The sequence below is a fragment of the Leptothoe sp. EHU-05/26/07-4 genome (assembly GCF_043421015.1).
Lineage (GTDB): Bacteria > Cyanobacteriota > Cyanobacteriia > Phormidesmidales > Phormidesmidaceae > Leptothoe > Leptothoe turfae.
In genome coordinates, this window is record NZ_JAXSQV010000006.1 from 46,705 (window position 1) to 66,466 (window position 19,762).

The 19,762-nt window shown below is 47.8% G+C and carries 19 protein-coding genes; 9 read left to right on the top strand and 10 right to left on the bottom strand.

Annotation, left to right across the window (positions count from 1 at the left end; all coding sequences use genetic code 11):
* Positions 1–231: 231 nt before the first annotated feature.
* The 4 genes from U2F10_RS22175 to U2F10_RS22190 all read right to left on the bottom strand — a co-directional run bounded on the left by U2F10_RS22175 (position 232) and on the right by U2F10_RS22190 (position 5,921).
* Positions 232–633, bottom strand: coding sequence for a single-stranded DNA-binding protein (locus U2F10_RS22175; RefSeq protein ID WP_163659992.1), 402 nt, complete (start codon positions 631–633; stop codon positions 232–234).
* A gap of 102 nt (positions 634–735) precedes the next feature.
* Positions 736–2,211, bottom strand: coding sequence for a glycogen synthase GlgA (gene glgA, locus U2F10_RS22180; protein WP_499873332.1), 1,476 nt, complete (start codon positions 2,209–2,211; stop codon positions 736–738).
* Between the two features lie 199 nt (positions 2,212–2,410).
* The gene (gene ppk1, locus U2F10_RS22185; protein WP_499873333.1) at positions 2,411–4,567 is read right to left on the bottom strand and encodes a polyphosphate kinase 1; all 2,157 of its coding nucleotides are present in this window, start codon (positions 4,565–4,567) and stop codon (positions 2,411–2,413) included.
* 661 nt (positions 4,568–5,228) lie between these two features.
* On the bottom strand, positions 5,229–5,921 hold the full coding sequence (locus U2F10_RS22190; RefSeq protein ID WP_499867855.1) for a hypothetical protein: 693 nt from the start codon (positions 5,919–5,921) through the stop codon (positions 5,229–5,231).
* A gap of 121 nt (positions 5,922–6,042) precedes the next feature.
* Between U2F10_RS22190 and U2F10_RS22195 the strand changes: the two genes are divergently transcribed.
* The 3 genes from U2F10_RS22195 (at position 6,043) to U2F10_RS22205 (ending at position 7,464) form a co-directional block, all read left to right on the top strand.
* Positions 6,043–6,240, top strand: coding sequence for a ribbon-helix-helix domain-containing protein (locus U2F10_RS22195; RefSeq protein ID WP_163659983.1), 198 nt, complete (start codon positions 6,043–6,045; stop codon positions 6,238–6,240).
* 313 nt (positions 6,241–6,553) lie between these two features.
* Positions 6,554–6,712: a DUF4278 domain-containing protein gene (locus U2F10_RS22200; RefSeq protein WP_163659981.1), complete on the top strand. Its 159-nt coding sequence runs from the start codon at positions 6,554–6,556 to the stop codon at positions 6,710–6,712.
* A gap of 257 nt (positions 6,713–6,969) precedes the next feature.
* Complete coding sequence (locus tag U2F10_RS22205) at positions 6,970–7,464, top strand: cupredoxin domain-containing protein (RefSeq protein WP_499873334.1); 495 nt, start codon at positions 6,970–6,972, stop codon at positions 7,462–7,464.
* A 39-nt stretch (positions 7,465–7,503) separates the two neighbouring features.
* Here the strand turns inward: U2F10_RS22205 and murG are convergent, their stop codons facing one another.
* Positions 7,504–8,589, bottom strand: a complete 1,086-nt coding sequence (murG, locus tag U2F10_RS22210) for an undecaprenyldiphospho-muramoylpentapeptide beta-N-acetylglucosaminyltransferase (RefSeq protein ID WP_163659977.1) — start codon at positions 8,587–8,589, stop codon at positions 7,504–7,506.
* Between the two features lie 302 nt (positions 8,590–8,891).
* On the opposite strand from murG, the gene U2F10_RS22215 reads away from it, so the two are divergent.
* The gene (locus U2F10_RS22215) at positions 8,892–9,608 is read left to right on the top strand and encodes a DUF8623 domain-containing protein (RefSeq protein ID WP_250564682.1); all 717 of its coding nucleotides are present in this window, start codon (positions 8,892–8,894) and stop codon (positions 9,606–9,608) included.
* A 13-nt stretch (positions 9,609–9,621) separates the two neighbouring features.
* Here the strand turns inward: U2F10_RS22215 and U2F10_RS22220 are convergent, their stop codons facing one another.
* Positions 9,622–10,008 (bottom strand): pentapeptide repeat-containing protein, encoded by a 387-nt coding sequence (locus U2F10_RS22220; protein WP_006516967.1) that lies wholly within the window; start codon positions 10,006–10,008, stop codon positions 9,622–9,624.
* 164 nt (positions 10,009–10,172) lie between these two features.
* Positions 10,173–10,664, bottom strand: coding sequence for a peptidoglycan-binding domain-containing protein (locus U2F10_RS22225; RefSeq protein ID WP_163659973.1), 492 nt, complete (start codon positions 10,662–10,664; stop codon positions 10,173–10,175).
* A gap of 250 nt (positions 10,665–10,914) precedes the next feature.
* Between U2F10_RS22225 and U2F10_RS22230 the strand changes: the two genes are divergently transcribed.
* Positions 10,915–11,529, top strand: coding sequence for an RNA polymerase sigma factor (locus U2F10_RS22230; RefSeq protein WP_163659971.1), 615 nt, complete (start codon positions 10,915–10,917; stop codon positions 11,527–11,529).
* A gap of 100 nt (positions 11,530–11,629) precedes the next feature.
* Here the strand turns inward: U2F10_RS22230 and U2F10_RS22235 are convergent, their stop codons facing one another.
* Positions 11,630–15,019, bottom strand: a complete 3,390-nt coding sequence (locus U2F10_RS22235; RefSeq protein ID WP_499867854.1) for a response regulator — start codon at positions 15,017–15,019, stop codon at positions 11,630–11,632.
* Positions 15,020–15,100: 81 nt separating this feature from the next.
* Between U2F10_RS22235 and U2F10_RS22240 the strand changes: the two genes are divergently transcribed.
* The 3 genes from U2F10_RS22240 (at position 15,101) to U2F10_RS22250 (ending at position 16,693) form a co-directional block, all read left to right on the top strand.
* Entirely contained in the window at positions 15,101–15,229 is a 129-nt protein-coding gene (locus U2F10_RS22240; protein ID WP_284681962.1) for a hypothetical protein, read from the top strand.
* On the top strand, positions 15,216–15,761 hold the full coding sequence (locus U2F10_RS22245; protein ID WP_163659967.1) for a GNAT family N-acetyltransferase: 546 nt from the start codon (positions 15,216–15,218) through the stop codon (positions 15,759–15,761). The genes U2F10_RS22240 and U2F10_RS22245 overlap by 14 nt, the downstream gene beginning before the upstream one ends.
* A 296-nt stretch (positions 15,762–16,057) precedes the next feature.
* On the top strand, positions 16,058–16,693 hold the full coding sequence (locus tag U2F10_RS22250; protein ID WP_250564681.1) for a hypothetical protein: 636 nt from the start codon (positions 16,058–16,060) through the stop codon (positions 16,691–16,693).
* Here U2F10_RS22250 and U2F10_RS22255 read toward each other — a convergent pair.
* Together U2F10_RS22255 and U2F10_RS22260 are read right to left on the bottom strand one after the other, a co-directional pair.
* The gene (locus U2F10_RS22255; RefSeq protein WP_163659965.1) at positions 16,676–17,806 is read right to left on the bottom strand and encodes a histidinol-phosphate transaminase; all 1,131 of its coding nucleotides are present in this window, start codon (positions 17,804–17,806) and stop codon (positions 16,676–16,678) included. The two genes, U2F10_RS22250 and U2F10_RS22255, sit on opposite strands and share 18 nt — an antisense overlap.
* A 98-nt stretch (positions 17,807–17,904) precedes the next feature.
* Complete coding sequence (locus U2F10_RS22260; protein ID WP_163659963.1) at positions 17,905–18,531, bottom strand: YqiA/YcfP family alpha/beta fold hydrolase; 627 nt, start codon at positions 18,529–18,531, stop codon at positions 17,905–17,907.
* Positions 18,532–18,606: 75 nt separating this feature from the next.
* On the opposite strand from U2F10_RS22260, the gene leuB reads away from it, so the two are divergent.
* The gene (gene leuB, locus U2F10_RS22265) at positions 18,607–19,686 is read left to right on the top strand and encodes a 3-isopropylmalate dehydrogenase (protein WP_163659960.1); all 1,080 of its coding nucleotides are present in this window, start codon (positions 18,607–18,609) and stop codon (positions 19,684–19,686) included.
* Positions 19,687–19,762: the final 76 nt, after the last annotated feature.

Consider the following 19,762-nt stretch of genomic DNA (forward strand, 5'->3'; position numbering starts at 1 on the left):
AATGACGACAACTCGGCCCGTTTCTGTATATGGGTGTAGGAATAGGGGGTGGGTTACATATAATTTGTTTGTCTACACACTAATTCATCCCAGATGATGTCCATCAGCTAACACTTGAGCAAAGATCGCTTGAACTTTCTTTAAAGACGCTGGAATGTTTCTTTCAAAGGCATTAAAAGCTACTAAGTCACCTCAAAAAACGCTACATAGGTTCGCCGTAAGACTAGGTGTTTATACAGCTACAGGAGTTTTGTCGTTAGCCCTTTGATCACTATGATTGTTGTCCCTATTAGGGTCTTTTACTACATCTAAGTCAATATCGAGAACCTTCATAGTGAGTCCTGCTTTGGGCGTGCCATCTGTCTTTGATACATAGGGTGTGGGCTCTACACTCCCCGTACAAATAATGAGTGAACCTTTTTTCAAAAAAGCTAGGGTGCGCCAGGCGGGAGAGCCTTCCCAAATATTTAATCTCACGGTAAAAGACTCATTTCTATCTTTCACCCCGCGCACATAGATAGTGGCACTAGCTACCTGAGCTTGACGACCACTGCGGAGGTCGACAGTTTTAACAGCGGCGTCAGCAGCTAAGTTACCGCTAACAGTCCACTTGTTTAGGCCAGCACTGGACATGGCAAATAAACCCCTTTTGAGATGACTAGGTGTGCTATCTCAAAATGCCCACCCTGGCCAAAGGGGTTTGTATTGCTTGTGATATCGATTTCTGTTGTTAGCTTAGCGGTGACGGATTGAATCGTAGATTTTAACGTATTGTTGGCCAGGGATATGCCATGAATAGTCATGGGCCATGCCCTGGCGTTGTAGCGTTTGGAAACCTTTGCGGTCGGTGTACCAAAGATCTAACGCCCGATCTAATGCTGACTCTAGAGCATAGTTATCTGACTGGTAGAACACAAAACCATTGCGTTTTTCAGGCGGTTTACTTTCGTCATAGTCAATGTCAAAGACAGTATCCACGAGGCCACCGACACCGCGGACCACCGGAACAGTGCCATATTTAAAGCTAATCAACTGAGTCAAACCACAGGGCTCAAAATTACTCGGCACCACAATCATGTCCGCACCAGCATAGATCAGGTGTGATAGTTCCTCGTTGAATCCCAGCTCCAAATGGCAGTTAGGATTATCATTTTGGTGAGCTTTTTCGTAATGGAAATGGTCATTAATACTGGCATTAGTGGCTGAGCCCAGCAGTACAAACTGAGCACCCCGGTCGAGGGCTCGGTACATGGCGTGGTGCACCAGATGTACACCCTTTTGCTCGTCCAGGCGACCAATAAAAGCGACGAGTGGTTTGTCATCATGGCTTAGCATCAGCCGTTCGCGTAGCGCTTTCTTGTTGTAAAGCTTATGGTCTAGCGTATCGGGGGTGTAGGGCTCGGGAATGTAAGTATCAAACTTAGGATTCCATAGGTTATAGTCGATGCCGTTGAGGACGCCCTTAAACTTATGCTGGTTGATATGAAGCGTTTGGCCTAAACCATAGCCAAAGTCTCCATGGTGTGCTTCCCAGGCATGGTGGGGTGAAACGGTGGTAACAGCATTGGAGTAAGTAATCCCACCCTTCATGTAGTTGAGGGCGAAGGGGTTAAAATTATCCTGTAGCCGCTCATGATTGAAGTAGTAGGGTTCGCGATTTAGACCCGTCGCCCATAGCACCTCGGTACCAGCATTGCCCTGGTGCTTAAAGTTATGGATGGTATAACACACCCGCTGGTGCTCCATGCCATGATACTTATAGATTTCGAAAAGCATCACCGGCACTAGACCTGTTTGCCAGTCATGGCAGTGGATGATATCAGGTCGCTTATTGCTTTGCTGTAAAAACTCTAGGGCTGCCTTACTAAAGAAAGCAAAGCGCATAGGGTCATCGTCGCAGCCGTAATACCGGCCACGGCGGAACCAATTGTCTTTGTCGTGGGGCTCAATAAAGAAACAGAGACGTCCATGCACCCACCCGCAGTGAACATCACAGCGAACTTCGGCACCATACCAGGGCACTTTGAGATCTTTGTAGGCATCGTGTAGACCCCAAATGTGGTCGTACCGCATGCAATCGTATTTTGGCAGAATCAGCTCTACTGTATGGCCGGATAATTCCAACTCGCGACTCAAACCATAGACCACATCCCCTAGACCGCCGGCCTTAATCACCGGAGCGCATTCGGAGGCGATTTGTACGATATACATGTTTACCCCTCGCTGCTTATAAAAATGGATTTTTAATGTATGAGCATTTTTCTTAATAGGAACAAGTGCACTATAAGATGAGCATTTATTCCTATTAAGAGGATATTGTATAGAAACATGAAGCCTTCCGCACTGTCTATTTGATGTAGTTTGATGCGGAAACGTAATGATCTCGGTGTGAGTTAGGTTATGACTGGCTTTAGGACATTCTTGCAGTAGCACGTTGCATGAGCTGTTGATGGGAGCTACGCTCAGGTTCATCAGAGTGAGGGTGGCGTTGTGCATAGCTGCCATCAGACTGCATTTCCCAGGCTTGACGGTTATCTGCCATGAAAATGGCTAGCAGTTCCTTGAGTTCATCCACCAAGCTTGATTCTTCGATAGGAGTCACGGCTTCGACCCGTCGATCTAGATTGCGGGGCATCCAATCGGCACTGCCGATATAGACTTCTTCTTGGTGATTATTTTGAAAGTAGAAAATCCGAGAATGCTCTAAAAATCGGCCAATAATGCTGATGACGCGGATGTTTTTGCTAACCTCAGGAATGCCGGGTTTGAGACAGCAAATGCCACGAATGATGAGGTCGATCTGAACGCCTGCTTGGGAGGCTTTGTACAGCCAACGGGTCATCTCAGGATCAACTAACGAATTCATTTTGGCAATGATCTTGCCGGGACGTCCTTCTAGGCAATGGTCGATCTCACGTTGAATCAGGCCAATCATGCGATCTCGAAGTGTAACCGGTGCCACCAGCAGCTTGCGATAGGCTTTTTGGTGGCAAAAGCCAGTCAAATAGTTAAACAGATCGGACAAATCCGCACCCAGAGTTTCTTGACAGCTCATGAGTCCCAAATCAGTATAGAGCTTAGCAGTTTTGGGATTGTAATTGCCGGTGCCAATATGAACGTAACGACGTAGCTCATCGCCTTCTTCACGCACGACGAGAGCTGTTTTGGTGTGGGTTTTTAACCCTAGCACCCCATAGACAACGTGAATGCCTGATTGCTCTAAGCGTCTGGCCCATTCGATATTGTTCTCTTCATCAAATCGGGCCTTTAATTCAACCAGTACTGCTACCTGCTTACCATTTCTCGCTGCCTCAATCAGTGCGTTAACGATGGGAGAATCCCCAGATGTTCTGTACAGAGTCATTTTGATGGCCTGCACTTGAGGGTCGTGGGCAGCCTGGGTGATCAGGGTTTGCACCGAGGCATCAAAGGCTTCATAGGGATGGTGAAGCATCAGATCCCCATCTCGAATAATGGAAAAAATATCCGGGTGAGTATCGGGTAGATCTAGAGCTTCTTCAACGTCTACTTCATGGATAGGTTTGAGACGCGGTGGGATAACAGCTACCCAGGGAGAATCTTTGAGGTCTGGTCTGGAGATAGACAGAAAAAAAAAGAGATCCTGCAGGTTGAGTAAGCCGTCTACTTGGTAGATGTCAGTAGGGCTAATTTTGAATTCTTGAATCAGAGAGTCTTGTAGTTCCTGGGGAAATGTTGATGCTACCTCAAGACGAACGACAGATCCTTCCAGTCGACGTCTGCTAATCTCTTGCTGAATGGCTAGTAAGAGATCGTCAGCTTCTGCCTCACGTACGGGGAAGTCGGCATCTCGGGTAATCCGAAACAGATGACTACTGAGAATAGTCATGCCTGGAAACAAAGCCTCCAGGTGATGAATGATGATATCTTCCAGGGCTACACCTACCCAATGAACTGACTCACCATTAACAGTTGTGAGTTCGTCTGGCAAACTAATGAACCGCGGCAGGTTGTTCGGCACTTTGATTCTGGCAAAGCGACGTTCTTGGTTCTTGGGGTCTTCAATTTCGGCGGCAATATTGAGGCTGAGATTGGACATGCGGGGGAAGGGATGGGCAGGATCAACGCCCAGAGGAGTCAAAATTGGAAAGATGCGGGAGTCAAATAATTTGGCGAGGTGAGACTTTTGTTCTTTGCTGAGTCGATCGTAGGTGAGAAGGTGGATGCCTTCGTTAGCCATTTGCGATCGCATCTCACCCAAGAAATACTCATGTTGTCGTTGCACAACTGGTAATAGGTGACTATGAATACGCTCTAGCTGTTGTTGAGGTGTCAGACCATCTGCCGGAGTCTTTGTAATATTTGCTTGTGCCTGCTCCAATAGGCCAGACACCCGTACCATGAAGAATTCGTCCAGGTTGGTACTGAAAATTGCTAGAAATTTGAGGCGTTCTAGCAGAGGCGTTCTCTCATCAAAGGCCTCGTGGAGCACCCGGTCGTTAAACTGCAACCAGCTCAGCTCTCGATTGCAGTAATAATCAGGGTTACGCAGATTGGGGATCGTTTGCTTCTTTACAGAAACGGTCATTATGGGGGCTCCTCAAGGTAATCCTTGACTTAATGGGGGCTTTTCCCTTTGATACCGCAGATTTGAATAGCTGCAACGACAGGATTAAATTGCTTAACTATCTTGGCTGCTACGCAAACGATATCGGGAGATGTCAGACTATAATCTGTCGGTAAAGAAAAGGTTATGGAACGGGGCAAATAACTAAAAAATGGTTGTCTAAGACCGATTTCTGGGTGTTTTAAAAGTAGGATGGATGGGGTGTGATCACAAACAAGTCACTGCTTTAGTTCGCCTGTACTTGTTTTCGGATGCCATGCCAACCTATTCCTTAAGAAAGGTTTCTATGTAGTTGGACCCATTCTTTTCGATAGCTAACCGAAAGGTATCTGGATTCTCCAGAAAAACTCATTGGTGAGCCTAAGAATCTGCTCTATGCTAGTTTGGGTGTTCCGGAGTTTGGGTGATTTAATGGCCAAAAATGGCAGATTCTATAGCTTACAGATGGCCATTATGTGGAGAAAGAGAAGTCTCCGCCCTTGTTGTTAGTGGATAAGACAGATTTGTAGCAGTGTCTAGAAACAGCCTTAGTGGATGAGGTCACTGCGGAAATAGATTTTTGTCAATGGGTTTGTGCTCAGTCTAGCTCGCCAGGTGAGTTGAGATTTAAGTTCTGCTCAATCTATTCCTGAGCCGTAATGTTATGTTGTTGATAGAAAGTTGTTCGTTTTGCGTAGCGCTCTTGACGGTAATGCTCTCGTTCTTTTGCTGTGGCTTGAGCTACAGGAGTTTTGGAAAATCCTTCAATAACTGGGTAACTTGCGCCTAAATACATCAATACCAGTTCCTGTATGTGAGTATTGTTGACCAATTCTCGTGGCAAAGTACTAAAAGCTTGGGAGAGTTTTTGTTGCGTTTCCGGTGACCTGACTTGCTCAGGTTGAGTTAGATCGGCATCAAGAGGTATTTCAGCAGGCCATTGATAGAAGGCTTGTTCAGCAAAGGCAATCAGCCATGGAGCGAATTCAGGGTGATGCCAAAGGGTGATTTGATTTTCTAGAAGTGAGTTGACTAGGTCGGTGGGCTCTAGTGGTTGTGGTGCTGATGAAGGATCGGCAGTGTAGAAGTCATCTATATTATCATCGAACCAGGCATACCAAGTAGAGCTACTGCCGTGGTCTTGAAACCTGCCAGGCTGCGTAGAGTCCTCGGAGGTGGCACTGCTAGGTGTTTGATGAGTTAAGCCAAGCGTTTTTTCTTGGGCATAGCTACGGATGAGCCATGTTAACCATGGCATGAATCCTAACTTAATGGAGCTGGCTAGGATAATGTCCCGTAATGTCGCTAATGGTTGACTCAACAATTGTTTATGCATTTTGGCAGTTTAGTACAAACATTCTTTTTGATCAAGCTTATTTACATTTTTTAGTGGTGTTAAAACACAAATCGATGTCTATTTGATGTAATAAGTGTGTCTGTAGATGAGAGGCGGTATCATGGCCGCTATGACCAAACGTGTGCAAGTAACCCTTCCAGACCGCCTAGCGGAAGCTCTAGAGCAGTGGGCCGCCTATGATGGCCGACCACTGAGCAATCTTTGTGCTTTTTTGCTGGAAAAGGCAGTGCTTGATGCCAAGCAAGCTGGTGCTGAGTGGTCTGAGTCTGATAACGCCTCTGATAAGTCACGCAAGTGATTGCCAAGCCATATAAGGGGATTGTCAGGGGTATCTATCTATGTCCGAGAGGAAATTATCAATCGCTGGTTTAGTTCAGCTCTAGATATTCAAGAAGAAACAGTCCTGGGATGTTGGAATCTGTAAAGATAGTCATTTCCCACTCTTTCCGATAATGGAAAAAACAAGATTTAATCTTTCCGTTGGTGGAAGGTCTTAGCGCTTTTGCTTAGCCATACTATTGGCAAGTCAGGTGAGTGTTGCCCCATCGTCAGCATGCTGTCTAATGCGCTATAATCCGTCACCGCTAAACACATTTATTTGGAATTTATCCATGCAACTCACTCACCTCGGCGCACCCTACACGCCTTCTACCCAGTCCATTGAAACTGTCGAAACCAAGGCTAAACTTTCCTTCTTGGGCCGTAGGTTCAAAATGAGAGCTCCCGTTGCTATGCCGGTCACCCCCAGATCTAACCCCCTCACGTTATAGTGTTCGCTACAACGCTTAACTATAGACTCACACAGTTTCAAAACTGCTGTGTACTCTCTCATGTAATACAGATTGTCAGTGTTCATCACGACTCCCTGGTCTCTGGTTGTTTTGCCAGGGACCACTTTCTTTTGTGGCAGCCACCATAAAACGTCCTCCAACTAAGAACTGGTATTAAAGGTTCTTGCGTAGCGGGTATTGGCATTCACTCAGGCAAGTAAGATTGTTATGTAGATCCGAGTGATGGAGTCTGGGGAATGATGGTGACCCTACGCACTTGCCTCAGCGCTTTGAAGAATTGGGGACAAACTCTAGTTCTAATGGGGCTGTTTCTAGTCTTGTCTATCTTAGTACTGTCCACGAATAGCGCTTTTGCCGCAGGAGCCCCAAGCCAACAACCGATAGATACACTACAGGTGCACCTGGGTGATAAATCAGGTGCTCTGGTCTTTGAACCTGACACGTTAACCTTTGATGCTGGTAAACGCTATAAGCTGCTGCTAGATAATCCTAGCCCCGTCAAGCATTACTTTACGGCCAAAGACTTTGCGGATGTAATCTGGACTCAAAAAGTAGAAGTAGGCCAGGTCGAAGTCAAAGGTGCTATTCATGAACTGGAGCTGAAGCCTGGAGCTGAGGCTGAATGGGTATTTATTCCTCAAAAACCAGGGATTTATGAACTCCACTGCTCAATTGCTGGTCATGCTGAGGCTGGTATGGTTGGCGAGTTGACAGTAACGGCTGGCGTTTAACTGCCCCACTATTTGAGGGCATCAGATAGTGGAGCATCATCATTCCATTGTTTTTTGCAGCAGGCTTGCCACCTGCTCTGCGCTGTCACTGACGGCTAAAGCTGCTGCTGCAACCCTCATGCAGTCCAATTCTGCTGGATTTTCCAGGAGTGCTAAGACCCACTTTTGCAACGTGTCGCCATCAAGGTCTGACTGTCGATATACCTTACTCGCTCCGACAGTGCCAAAAGCGTTGGCGTTATAAGCTTGGTGGTCGTCTGCTGCAAAGGGGTAGGGAATTAAGACAGATGGGGTATGGGTCATGGCTAGTTCCGTTAATGTGCCAGCTCCGGCCCGACTAATCACTAGGGTGGAGCGCTTAAAAAGGGCGGCTACATTTTTAAAGAATGGACGATGAATGTATTGAGGGTGGTTCAGAGTCTCGGTATCTGGATCATTGTTGCCCGTTTGATGAATTACCCAGGCACCTTGTTCCAACCAGGCTGGGGCTGCAGCCCGTACAAGCTTATTTACAGCGACAGCGCCTTGACTGCCACCAATCACAACGATTAAGGGGACATTGTCAGGGATGGAGAAATCCTGGAGGCTAGCATGACTGTCAGTCAAAAACTGCGATCGCACTGGTGTCCCCACCCAGACTGTCTGCGCTTGTTTAGGCAAATACTGGCGGGTTTCCTTAAATCCAATAGCAACTATTGAGCACAAGCGGCTCAGCCAACGAGTCACTTTTCCCGGCATGGCGTTGGACTCATGCAACACAGTGGGCAACCCCAAACTGCGGGCGGCAATGATGGCAGGTGCCGCAATGTATCCACCAGTGGTAAAGACGCCCTTAAAGTTACCTCGCTGTAGCAGTCGCCGAGTCGCCAACGTGGCTTGTGCAAACTGGACAAATAGTTTTATAGTCCCTAACCCCAGTTTGCCCTGAACGCCTCCCATGCGAACCGTATGGAGGGGGTAGCACGCCGGGACAAGTTCAGTTTCTAAACGATCGGGCACACCAAGCCATTCAATTGGCCCAGTCAGATGCTCGGCAGTTGCGATCGCAGGAAAAAGGTGGCCGCCAGTGCCACTGGCAGCAATCAAAAGCTTATTGCCTTCACCATTTCCTTGTCTGTCGTCCATAATGTGAAAGACCCTGACCATCCATCAGTAACAATGGCCTGAATAATTAGGCTTTATAACTGTTTCTAGATTGGGACTTGGGTTTAGGGGTATGTTTAGCAATAACTTAGCCAGGAGCTATTATCCGCTGAATCGGCACCAATGGGTCAGCGATTGCAATTGCACAGACTGAGCCAGTCGGCTCTAAGATAATGCCTTTTGCTTAATTTGACCAACCTCAATTGTCACAGATACTACTATCGAGGACTTTACATATGATTCACCCTTGCCACTGGTCGTTATGTTCACTGGGTGTGCTAGGGATGAGTGTATTTGGCTTGACTGCCCAAGCAGCTCCTCCAGAAACCGCACCAGCAGCTTTGACTACTGCCCTAGAGCAGATTGAATCTGCTTCTAATGAGCGAGATATAGATGGGGTGATGGAATTTTATGCCGACAGTTTTACAAATAATGACGGCTTTACCTATGCCACCCTTGAAACAACGCTACCGCAGCTATGGGAACGCTACGAGACTCTTAATTATCGGGTAGAACTGCAGTCATGGGAAGAAGTTGATGGTGGCTATGTTGCTGAGACCGTCACCTATATTGATGGCACGCAGACCATGCCTCGGCGTCTAAGCCTGGAGTCGGTCATTCACTCTCGCCAGCAGTTTACGGGAAATAAAATTACATCCCAAGAAATTTTATCTGAGCGTAACCAGCTCAGTTCTAGTGCCACATCCCCTGAGATTGTGGTGATTTTGCCGGAGCGTGTACAGCCAGGTGAAAGTTATGGATTTGATGCCATTGTTCAAGAACCCTTAGGCGAGCGTTATTTGCTAGGTGCAGCGTTAGATGAGGGGACCACACAAGAAGATTTCTTTACGCCACGACCCCTGGATCTAGAACTGTTATCGGCCGGTGGTTTATTTAAGCTCGGTGATGCTCCCACCGATGACGATAACCTATGGGTTTCGGGGCTACTGATTCGTGAGGACGGTCTGATTGTAGTTACCCGGCGTCTGCGGGTAGAGTAGTCGCGTCTGCCGTCTAATGCAGATGTAGCGGACTACCATCTGGAGCCACCGCACCCCAAACATTACTGTCCACAAAAACAGTATCGATAATCGTTGCCCCGCTCAGGTCAGCTGCTCGGAGGTCAGCTTTATGTAGCCTGGCGGTTGTCAAGTTAGCGCGCCGCAGGTTAGCTCGATGTAAATGAGCCTGGGTCAAATTAGCCTTTGTCAAGTTAACATCGCGCAAAATTGCCCATTCCAAATCGGTGCCTACTAAAGAGGCCTCACTTAAAATGCTGTAACTGAGATCAATCTCAGGCAGCTGTAAGTGGCTTAAGTCACATCCACTCAAGTCCAAGCCGTGAAATATGCGCTCACCCTGTTCGTAACGTTTGATTAAACATTGAATGTTCGATTGCATCGTGATATTCATCAAAGAAGTCTAGTAGGCTTACTCATCTACTAGTGATGACATCCGTGTATATGTGACCGGTCAGTGTAGTGGTCAATACAGTGATTGGGTCAGTGAGCTAAGGCTGGCTAAAGTGGAAAACACCTTGCTGTGAGAGAAATATAGCGGTTTTCTTAATATGCTATATCCGGGGTATGGATAGGTAAGGGGTGTGGCAGTTGCCCGTGCTGTTCGCAACATTGCTTCATGGCAGCTTGGGTGGATTGTCCCATCACCCCATCAATGGCTCCGTTATAACAACCGTGTTTGTGAAGATATTGCTGTAGAGTTTTGCATTGGGATTTTTGCAGACGCTGGGCTAAATCCTGGAACGCTTCGTTTAGCCATGCTTCATTCAGGCATGTCTGCAATTTTTGCTGCTGGTCAGTAATATCGTTTTCATCAATCCAACTCTGTAAGTGAGCCAGCATATGATCAGCTTCATCAATGAGAAAGCTAATGAGTGGATTTGTTTCGGCAGTTGCCAAAATGGTATCCAAACGATCTGCATCGTTTTTGTTGAGAGCAGGCTGCACAGACAACTGACAATAGGTGTGGATCAAATCGCGATGCAGCTGAGATTGATCGTTAATACCGAGATTGCGAGGACTGGAGTAGCTAAACATGGGATGGTCTCCATTGCAGTTATTGGGTGAGTCGCTAAGGGGTTAGTGGCTGGGGGTGTGATCATGTGACATCCAATTTCAGAGGGTTGCTCGATTCGCCGAAATCAGTACAACAAATGACAGTTTCCGGTATGTGCCTTTACCTATTTCTGAACAATTGTAGGCACAATGCGGAATGTCACGGAGGTAAGCTGTTCTTCACTATTAAGAGGAATCATCAACTCATAACAGGATCACCTGGCTCATTGGTATGCCTGACCAACCTGACTTGCCTTCTGACTTGCCTTTATTGGATGTTTTGGATCTTGCCCTTTCAGAAATTTTAGGTAGCGGCAATTCCTATGCTTATTCCACCTTGGCTACAGTACGTCGTCATCTTTTTCAGTTTCGACTGATGCACCAGTTCGAGCCCTATGAGATTTTATTTGAGGCTTATTTGCGGGGCAAGGCCCGTCAGCGCAGTGGTGAAGTTATCTACAATCCCCATGCTTGGTTAAAGCGCACCGCTTTTAATATTGTGCGTGAGAAAAGTCGTCATGCCCAGCGACAGGCATCCCAAAGCTACGATGATATTGAGTATCGCATCAGTGCGGAGCCTGAATATGTCTTGGAGTCTATCGATCTGAGTCACGAGATTGATTTGCTTTACAAAGCCCTTAGGGCACTATCCCGCGAGGATGACCATACGGCTCAACTCTTAGTGTGGCGAACGATTGAGCAGCTGTCATGGGAGCAAATCACTAGCCGTCTAGTGGAACTTGGGGACACAGATATTCCTAACCAAGCCACCCTACGCAAACGGGTATCACGGGCAAAAAAGCGTATGCGACATATTATGCACAGTTACGGCTTGCCGACAGGGTAAACGGTTGACGTTGAACTTACGGTTTGGGAATTTGTTGTAGAAGCGTTACCTGGAATGCCTCTACAACAAATAATTTTTGGCCCTTGTAAAATTCTGATATCTAAGAACTCAACAGTCCTTCTGAAAGCTTTGTTTTCACATTAAAGGTCAGAACCGTTTCATCAATTCCCTTCAGCTGTAGCGGACTAAATTTAACGATTTCTTGTTCATCGAGGTAGTCGGCGACAGCGGCAGATACGAGAATGCTTTCACCATCGGCGGCTTCCTGTAGACGTGCGGCAATGTTGACGCTGGGGCCAATGGCTGTGTAGTCAGTTCTGTGGGCGCTGCCAAACATGCCAACTACGGCAGTACCCTGATGAATACCGCAGCGAAATTTCACTGATGGAACGCCCTGTTGGCTCCAGCGTTGATTGAGGTCTTCTAGGGCCTTATACATTTGGCGAGCAGCTGCGATCGCACGCATGACCTGTTCATTAGGGCTCAAGCGTTCTGGAGCACCAAATAGGGCCAGAACCGCATCACCCATAAACTTATCCACGGTGCCACCATTGGCAAAAATGGCATGGGTCATGACCTCAAAATATTCATTGAGTAATTCGGCAACCCGCCGCGATCTCAATGTGTTCGACAACTGAGTAAATCCTACAATATCGCTGAATAACACCGTTACGAGACGGGGTTCGGGTTTGAGATTCAGTTGTAGGTCACCATGGGCTGCCTTTTTGACCAAAGAAGCCGGTAAAAATCGCTTAAGTACCGATTCGGTCAGGTACTGATTGAGTTCTGCGATCCGATGTTCATTGGCTTTAAGCGCTAAGAGATTATGCACCTCTGCCAGCAATTCGCGGTCCTTAAACGGTTTTGATATGTAAGCATCTGCACCTTGCTCAACGCCCTCTAGTCGCGTGTCGTCATCGACTTTGGCGGTGAGTAAAATAATCGGCGTACCTTGTAGAGCTGCATCCAGACGTACTTGCTGAATCAGTTCTATGCCTGAGACTTGGGGCATCATCAGGTCAGTAATAATCAGATGCGGCTGCCGTTTGCGGGCTATCTCCAATCCAGTGGCTCCGTTGTCAGCGGTGCTGATGCCATATCCCCGACGTTTCAAGATGCTAGCCACATAGCTGCGCAAGTCAGGATTGTCATCAACCACAAGGATATGAATGTTTTTGTCCAGTGCTGGTGGGTTGGCTTGGGAGAGGTCTATGGACTGAGGCTGGGCTGCCTTTGGTCTCTGAACCTCTGCTGCTGCTGTATCGACAACTTGGTTGTGGAGATCCGCTAGCTCAACTGCGGCGCGGCGTGGCTCCAGTGTGCGGAAGGTTTTGCTGACACGATCAACGGGTAAATGGTCAGCTCCCATGGGGAGTTCGATCGTAAACATAGTGCCTGCTCCATAGGTGGAGGAAACTCGCACCTGTCCACCGTGGAGCTCCACTAACTCTTTCACGAGCGCCAAGCCAAGCCCTGTACCTTCATGGGTGCGGCTAGCAGAGCCGTCAGCCTGTTGGAATCGTTCAAATATGTGGGGTAGCTGCTCTTTACGAATACCAATGCCGGTGTCTTCGATTTCAAGATAGCAGCGGTTTTCAAAGGTATTGAGGGTGATTTGAATGGAGCCTTCTGCTGGTGTGAATTTCACAGCGTTAGACAGGATGTTATAAAGCACCTTGTCAAATTTTTCGAGGTCGAGATAGACCGATGAACATGGTTGGATTTGAGTGGTGAGAGTAATGTGTTTGCGATCGCAATAAGCCTGAAATGACTCAGCCACACTTTTTATCACCTGGTCAAAGTCACAGGGATAGAACGTAGCCTGCATCTGCCCAGCATCAAGACGCTGGAGATCAAGTAATTGGTTGACGAGGCGCAGTAACCGTCGTGAATTACGCAGGGCAATAACCGACTGATCAAAGGGCAAGCCTGTGCCGTTTTCTACGGCTGATTCTAAAGGCCCAATGGTGAGGGTGAGGGGGGTGCGAAACTCGTGGGAAATGTTCTGAAAAAATGTCGTCTTTTGTTTGTCTAATGCCAGCAATTGCTCCGCCTGTTGACGAGTCGTTTGATATAACCGTGCCTGCTGCACTGCAATGGCCGCTTGATTGGCAACTGCCTGAGCCAAATTGATTTCTTCCATATGCCATTGGCGAGGCTGGCTCTGACGCAGACTGATACTGCCAATAATCTGGCCATCCGTAATTAGAGGCACTACCAGTAATGCAGTTGCCTGGGATTGGATCGATAGGTGCTCGGGAGTATGGGCTGTGGCCTTGGATAAATCATCAAAGACTACGGGAGAGCGACTGACTAAGAGCTCTTGCAAGATTGGATTTTCGCTAATTTTGGCCTGGGACTTAGGCAGGGTCAAAATTTTGGTCTGTTGGGCGTCGTAAAGCCCTACACAGTCTACGTAGTCATCGTCTTGGGTCCATAAGGAAATAGTACAGCCATCAGTTTCCAGGGCCTGCCCTAGTTTTTGCGTAATGGCCGAAAAGATTTGTTTGGGTTCCAAACTACTGTGGATGGCCTGGGTGATGGTGTTGATTAACACTTCCCGTTGGGCCAGGGCTTGTACCCGCTCGTGGGTCCATGCTTGAGCCAGAGCCAATGCCGCTTGAGCCACCAGGGTACCTAGTAACTTAAGCTTCTCTGGTTGCCAATGATTAGGCTGCTGACAGTGATGTAATGCCAGGATTGCCAGAGGTTCGCGTTTGCTCGTTAGAGGGATAAGAACAGTGGAGTAAGGCGCTAAGAGTTGATACACCTTGTGATCCGGAATGTCTGGCGCTGTGAAGATTTGCAGGCTATCCGTATCAATAGCGGTATCTGTTAGTGTTTGGTCATCTAATGGCGCAGCTGAATCTGCCTGATAGGTCCAATAGTTTTGTATTTGGTTAGGGAGGTTATACAAAGGGCGAAGTGCACAGTAGTCAGCTGCAAAGGCTGAGCCCAACATGCGAGGGATTACCTGCAACATCTCTTCGGAGGTTTCAGCACTGCGAATAGTGCGGGTAATTTCGTTTAGCAGGGTTTCTTGCTCAACGATGCGATCCAGCTCTCGTGTTCTGGCGATGAGGATAGAATGAGTTTCGATCGCTTGCTGAACAACGACCCTTAAATCTTTTTCTTCCCAAGGCTTAGTAATGTATTTGAATACTTTGCCTGTATTGATGGCATCCACCAGATCTTCCACATCGGTGTAGCCGGTCAGCATGATGCGGATCGTGTTGGGATAATGCTGGGCAACTTGGAGCAGCAGGTCTGTGCCACTCATATAAGGCATGCGCTGGTCTGAGATGATCGCTGCAGTATCTGGGTTCTGGGCTAAACTCTCTAATGCGGCGTGACCACTCTCTGCCCGTAGTATCTGAAATTCTCGATGGAACGTTCGATGAAACAGGTCTAAATTGTCAGGTTCATCGTCGACGACTAAGATCTTGGGTTTTGTGGTGTGGGCTTGTCGATTGCTGGTTGGACTGGACATGCACCCTATGGTTTCTCTAATCGACTGTGGGTATTGAATAACTGCAGAAATGTAGTGCGCCCTGGGACCACGGTTCCAACCATGGATAAAATCAACGAAAAATCAACTAAGACACCCATCAATTACGATGTGGGCATTACCTGGTTGAATGGTCCTATCACCCATCCAGAGTTCCCTAGCGAGCAAGCTGCTCACCATGTCCAGACTTAACTGGGACAGAGTCCATACTCTGCCTCAAGACTATTGGCTAAGGCCTGCTTATCCCGAAGATTTATCTCAACTAGTGGAGTTACTCCTAACCAGCTTCTATCCTCAACATCGTTGTAATCGATGGTTGTACCCATTGATGCGTATGGGTATTCAAGAAGATATCAAGCGCCGTCTGAAGCACTCGTCTAATCAGTATGGCTGCCTGGTCGTCATTGATAAGTCTGCTGGGGCTGCAATTGTTGGGACGGTGGAAATCTCATTGCGATCGCAACTATGGCAACCACTACAGCCCCGTCGTCCATATATCGCCAATGTTGCTGTCGAACGGCAACATCGGCGTCGTGGCCTCGCTCAGCAAATGCTCCTAGCCTGTGAATACATTGGCAAAAACTGGGGATGTCAGCAACTTTACCTACATGTTGCTACTGATAATCCGCCAGCGATTGCCTTGTATCACAAAATTGGCTATCAGCTTCATAGTCAGCATCCATGGCAGCGAAAGCAAATGATGGTTAAAGAACTGTTTCACTAATGAGCATTTAACTACTACAAATAGCAATTTCTTAGAGAATATTAAAAACGTTGTTATGTAAGTATGTTCAAGAGTTTTAACGCACTTTGGATACAGTGTTTGTCGCCCCTCATACCGTGAAATTATCCATATCCTCCTGATAAATATTATTTTTTATGTAGTGAGTATGAGGAGGGACTGGTAACTATCAAAGACTGGATAAAACTCGTCTGATTTCCTGCACGAAAGTGATCGTGTTCGTATCAAATAAGAGTAATTAGTCTGGATTACCTTACCCCCCAGGTAGACGCTCTAAAATGATGGATGCTCAATCCAATCCACCTTCACTCTACTCATCTTCGGTCAAACGATTTGGCCGAAGAAAACATCCCCATATTTTTAATGTGCAAGCGAAACCGTCCTCGGGCAATGCTATGCATCTAGAAGATAGTACGGTAAAGTGGTGGGCTGAGCGAGCTAAGCAGCCTCTCGGTTCAAGTTCTAATGTGCCTGTGAATGAAACGCTAGCTGTTGACAGTCTGCTCAAAAAAATAAATCGTGGCGATTTACTGGTCGTCAATAGTCGTCGTCGCAACGGCCTGATTATTTTTCGAGAGTTTTATGCTGAATTTGCCGGCCCTGGTGCAGCAGTGGGTGGTGACTTTGACCAAGGCTGCCATAAGATTATTCCGCTGGGTAACCTGTCGCTGGTTGAGCCCGATGATCATGAAGAGCATCAAAAAGCTTTAAAAATCCGCCTACAGTGGATTCGTCTCACCCAGAATTTCACGGATCAGCCGCGCTCTACTGACCGGGCTCAAATGATTTTGGACCAATTCAAAACTTATTTTGATAAGAGCACTATCGACAACGTGCCTAATGAAGCCTTTGCTCTGATGGTAGGAGTTTTACCTCAAACGGTGAGGCGAGTGCGCCTAGGCATGGGCGGTTAACGGTTCACTAATAGCCTCCAAGTTTTTTCGTGTCCGCTGATTTTCCTCAGGTGTGCCCAGGCTAATCCGTAAACCCCCTCCGGTATAACGAATTAAGGTTCCTTGCTGACGCAAAGTGCCGAAGATATGCTGCAGACCTTCGGCTTGGGACATCCCCAACTGAGATCGACCCTGCTCACTTAAACGGCAATAGATAAAGTTTGCTGCACTAGGCCATAGGGTTAGTATCGGTTGCTGTTTGAGCCAGTCGACCATTGTCTGACGTTCTGCAATGGTGACCTGTACAGCGGCTAGAAGTGATGCTCGATGGACCAAAGCTGCCAATGCTGCTGCCTGGGAAAAACTGGGCAGATTGTAGGGCAATCGAACTTTTTCAAGCGCTTCTATCAGAGCTGGTTGAGCGACTGCATAGCCAACTCGATGGGCTGCCAAACGAAAAGCCTTAGAAAAGGTTCTCAACACAACCCAATTGCTACGACTGAGGCTATCGGCGACAAGGGTGTGCCCGCTGAATTCAAAATAGGCTTCGTCAATAACCACCAGAACATCGTTAGGTAACTGTCGGAGCCATGCAATTTCCTCTGTGGTTAAAGGATTGGCGGTAGGGGAGTTGGGATGCACCATGAACACGACTCGGATAGCGTGTTGCTCCATAGCAGTTTGGGCTTTCTCTAAATTGATGCAGAAGTTCTCTCGACGACCGACATCTATAACCGGAATGCCTAAGGTTTGAGCCAAGATCCCGTACATGGAAAATGTGGGGCTGGCGACCAAAATAGACCCGTTACCAAGGGCGGCTGCAATCAGTAATGACCGGATCAGTTCATCGGACCCGTTCCCTACTGAGATGTTGTTCTCCGCCACCATTACTGACTCTGCACTCGATTCTGCGACATAGTTGGCAATGGCTTGCTTTAGAGCTGTATGCCCACCATCTGGATAGCGATTGGCGGCAATAGCTTGCTGGTAAGACGCCGCTAGGGATGCTTTGACGTCATCAGGTAGATCAATTGGGCTCTCATTCGTGTCGAGCTGATCATAGGGCTTTGGCATTGGGGGGTGTGGCTTATAAGCCTTGAGATTAGCCAAATCAGCACGCAAGAAAGGCAGCATGGAAAAACCTATGGATTGCAGACTTTTTATTGTGCCATTTTTGCTGATCAAAGCGATTGGTCCTCTTAATCGGCAACGGCTTACAGTGCATAAATGGTTTACAGTGCACAGAAATCCTGAATGGCGATCCAAATATCTTCCATTGCATCGGCCATACCATGGTCAGTATCTAAAGACTGTAGGGTGACCCAAGGGCGATGTTGTGCATAGAGTCGGCTGGCATCCTCAGCAATGACCTCATCTCGTTGGCCGTGAAGAATGAGAGTAGGGATCGACTTTTTAAGTTGACTATCTGGGTAGCGTTGAGCATCGGTTAAAAAGTCGTAGTGCAATTGCTGCTGGGTATCTAGACCATAGTGATATATCGATAGCCAGCCGTTCGATTTCCAGTTGTTTAGTTGTTCTGTGCCCAGTTTGGGTAACCACTGGTGCAAAAATTGAAAGGCGGGGGCCAGCAAAATGAGCCGTTCAACGCAGGTAGATTGCTGGGTGACCCATGCTGCTACGATACCCCCTAAACTTGACCCGATCAGGATGGTAGGCCCGTGCAGCTGTTGGGTAACTTGATGGATTTGGCGAGTGAGGGTGAGATGGCTAAAATCCCCCTGGTTTAGGTCCAGTAACTGGAGGTCAATATTGTGGGTTTGCAAACGCGATCGCAACCATGTTCCTTTAAAGGACTGTGGCCCCGATGCAAACCCATGAAGATAGATGTAGTCAACCACGACCCGATCGTTTCCAGTGCTATGCCATGCTTACAATATGATGTTCGATCACCCAAGATCTCGACTTAAGTCTCCATGACCCAGCAGTTTCGTATTACCCTTCTTCCCGGTGATGGCATTGGGCCTGAAATTACAGCCGTTGCAGTTGATGTCCTCCAGGCCGTTGGTGCCAAATTAGATATTCAGTTTAACTTTACCGAAGTGCCTATTGGTGGCTGTGCCATTGATGCTACCGGTGGTCCGCTTCCAGACGAAACCCTTGATACCTGTCGGCAAAGTGATGCGGTCTTGCTAGCGGCGATCGGAGGATACAAGTGGGATTCTTTGCCCCGTGCACAACGGCCAGAAACGGGTTTGCTGGGATTGCGAGCAGGGTTGCAGTTGTTTGCTAATTTACGACCAGCGGCGATTTTGCCCCAACTCATTGATGCTTCTTCCCTCAAGCATGAGGTGATAGAAGGGGTAGACATTATGGTGGTGCGCGAATTGACTGGTGGCATCTACTTTGGTCAACCCAGAGGGGTGTTTGACGCTGATGGCGATCAGCGGGGGGTAAATACCATGGCCTACGCAGGTGCCGAGATTGATCGCATTGGTCGGGTTGCATTTGAAGCTGCTCAAAAACGCCAGGGCCGCCTGTGCTCAGTAGATAAGGCGAATGTGCTGGAGGTGTCGCAGCTATGGCGCGATCGCATCACTGCTTTATCCAGTGACTACAGCGACGTGGAACTCTCCCATATGTATGTAGATAACGCGGCGATGCAACTCCTGCGCTGGCCCAAACAATTTGACACCATCGTTACCGGCAATTTATTTGGTGATATTCTCTCGGATGCGGCGGCGATGCTCACTGGCAGTATTGGCATGTTGCCGTCTGCTAGTCTGGGGGCTTCAGGACCTGGTGTGTTTGAGCCGGTGCATGGCTCAGCTCCTGATATTGCTGGGCAAGATAAGGCCAATCCCTTGGCCCAGGTGCTCAGTGCTGCCATGATGCTGCGCTACGGTTTAAGCCAACCCCAAGCCGCTGACATGATTGAAACTGCCGTAGATACCGTGCTCACTCAGGGCTATCGCACAGGCGATATTATGGCCGAAGGAATGACCGCTGTTGGCTGTAAGGCGATGGGTGATGCTCTGCTGCACGCCTTAGTTTAGCCATGATTGAAAAATCCTGGCACAATCCATAGATGATAGCTAGTATTGTTGTACTGAATAGTGGCAGGGCTGTTTC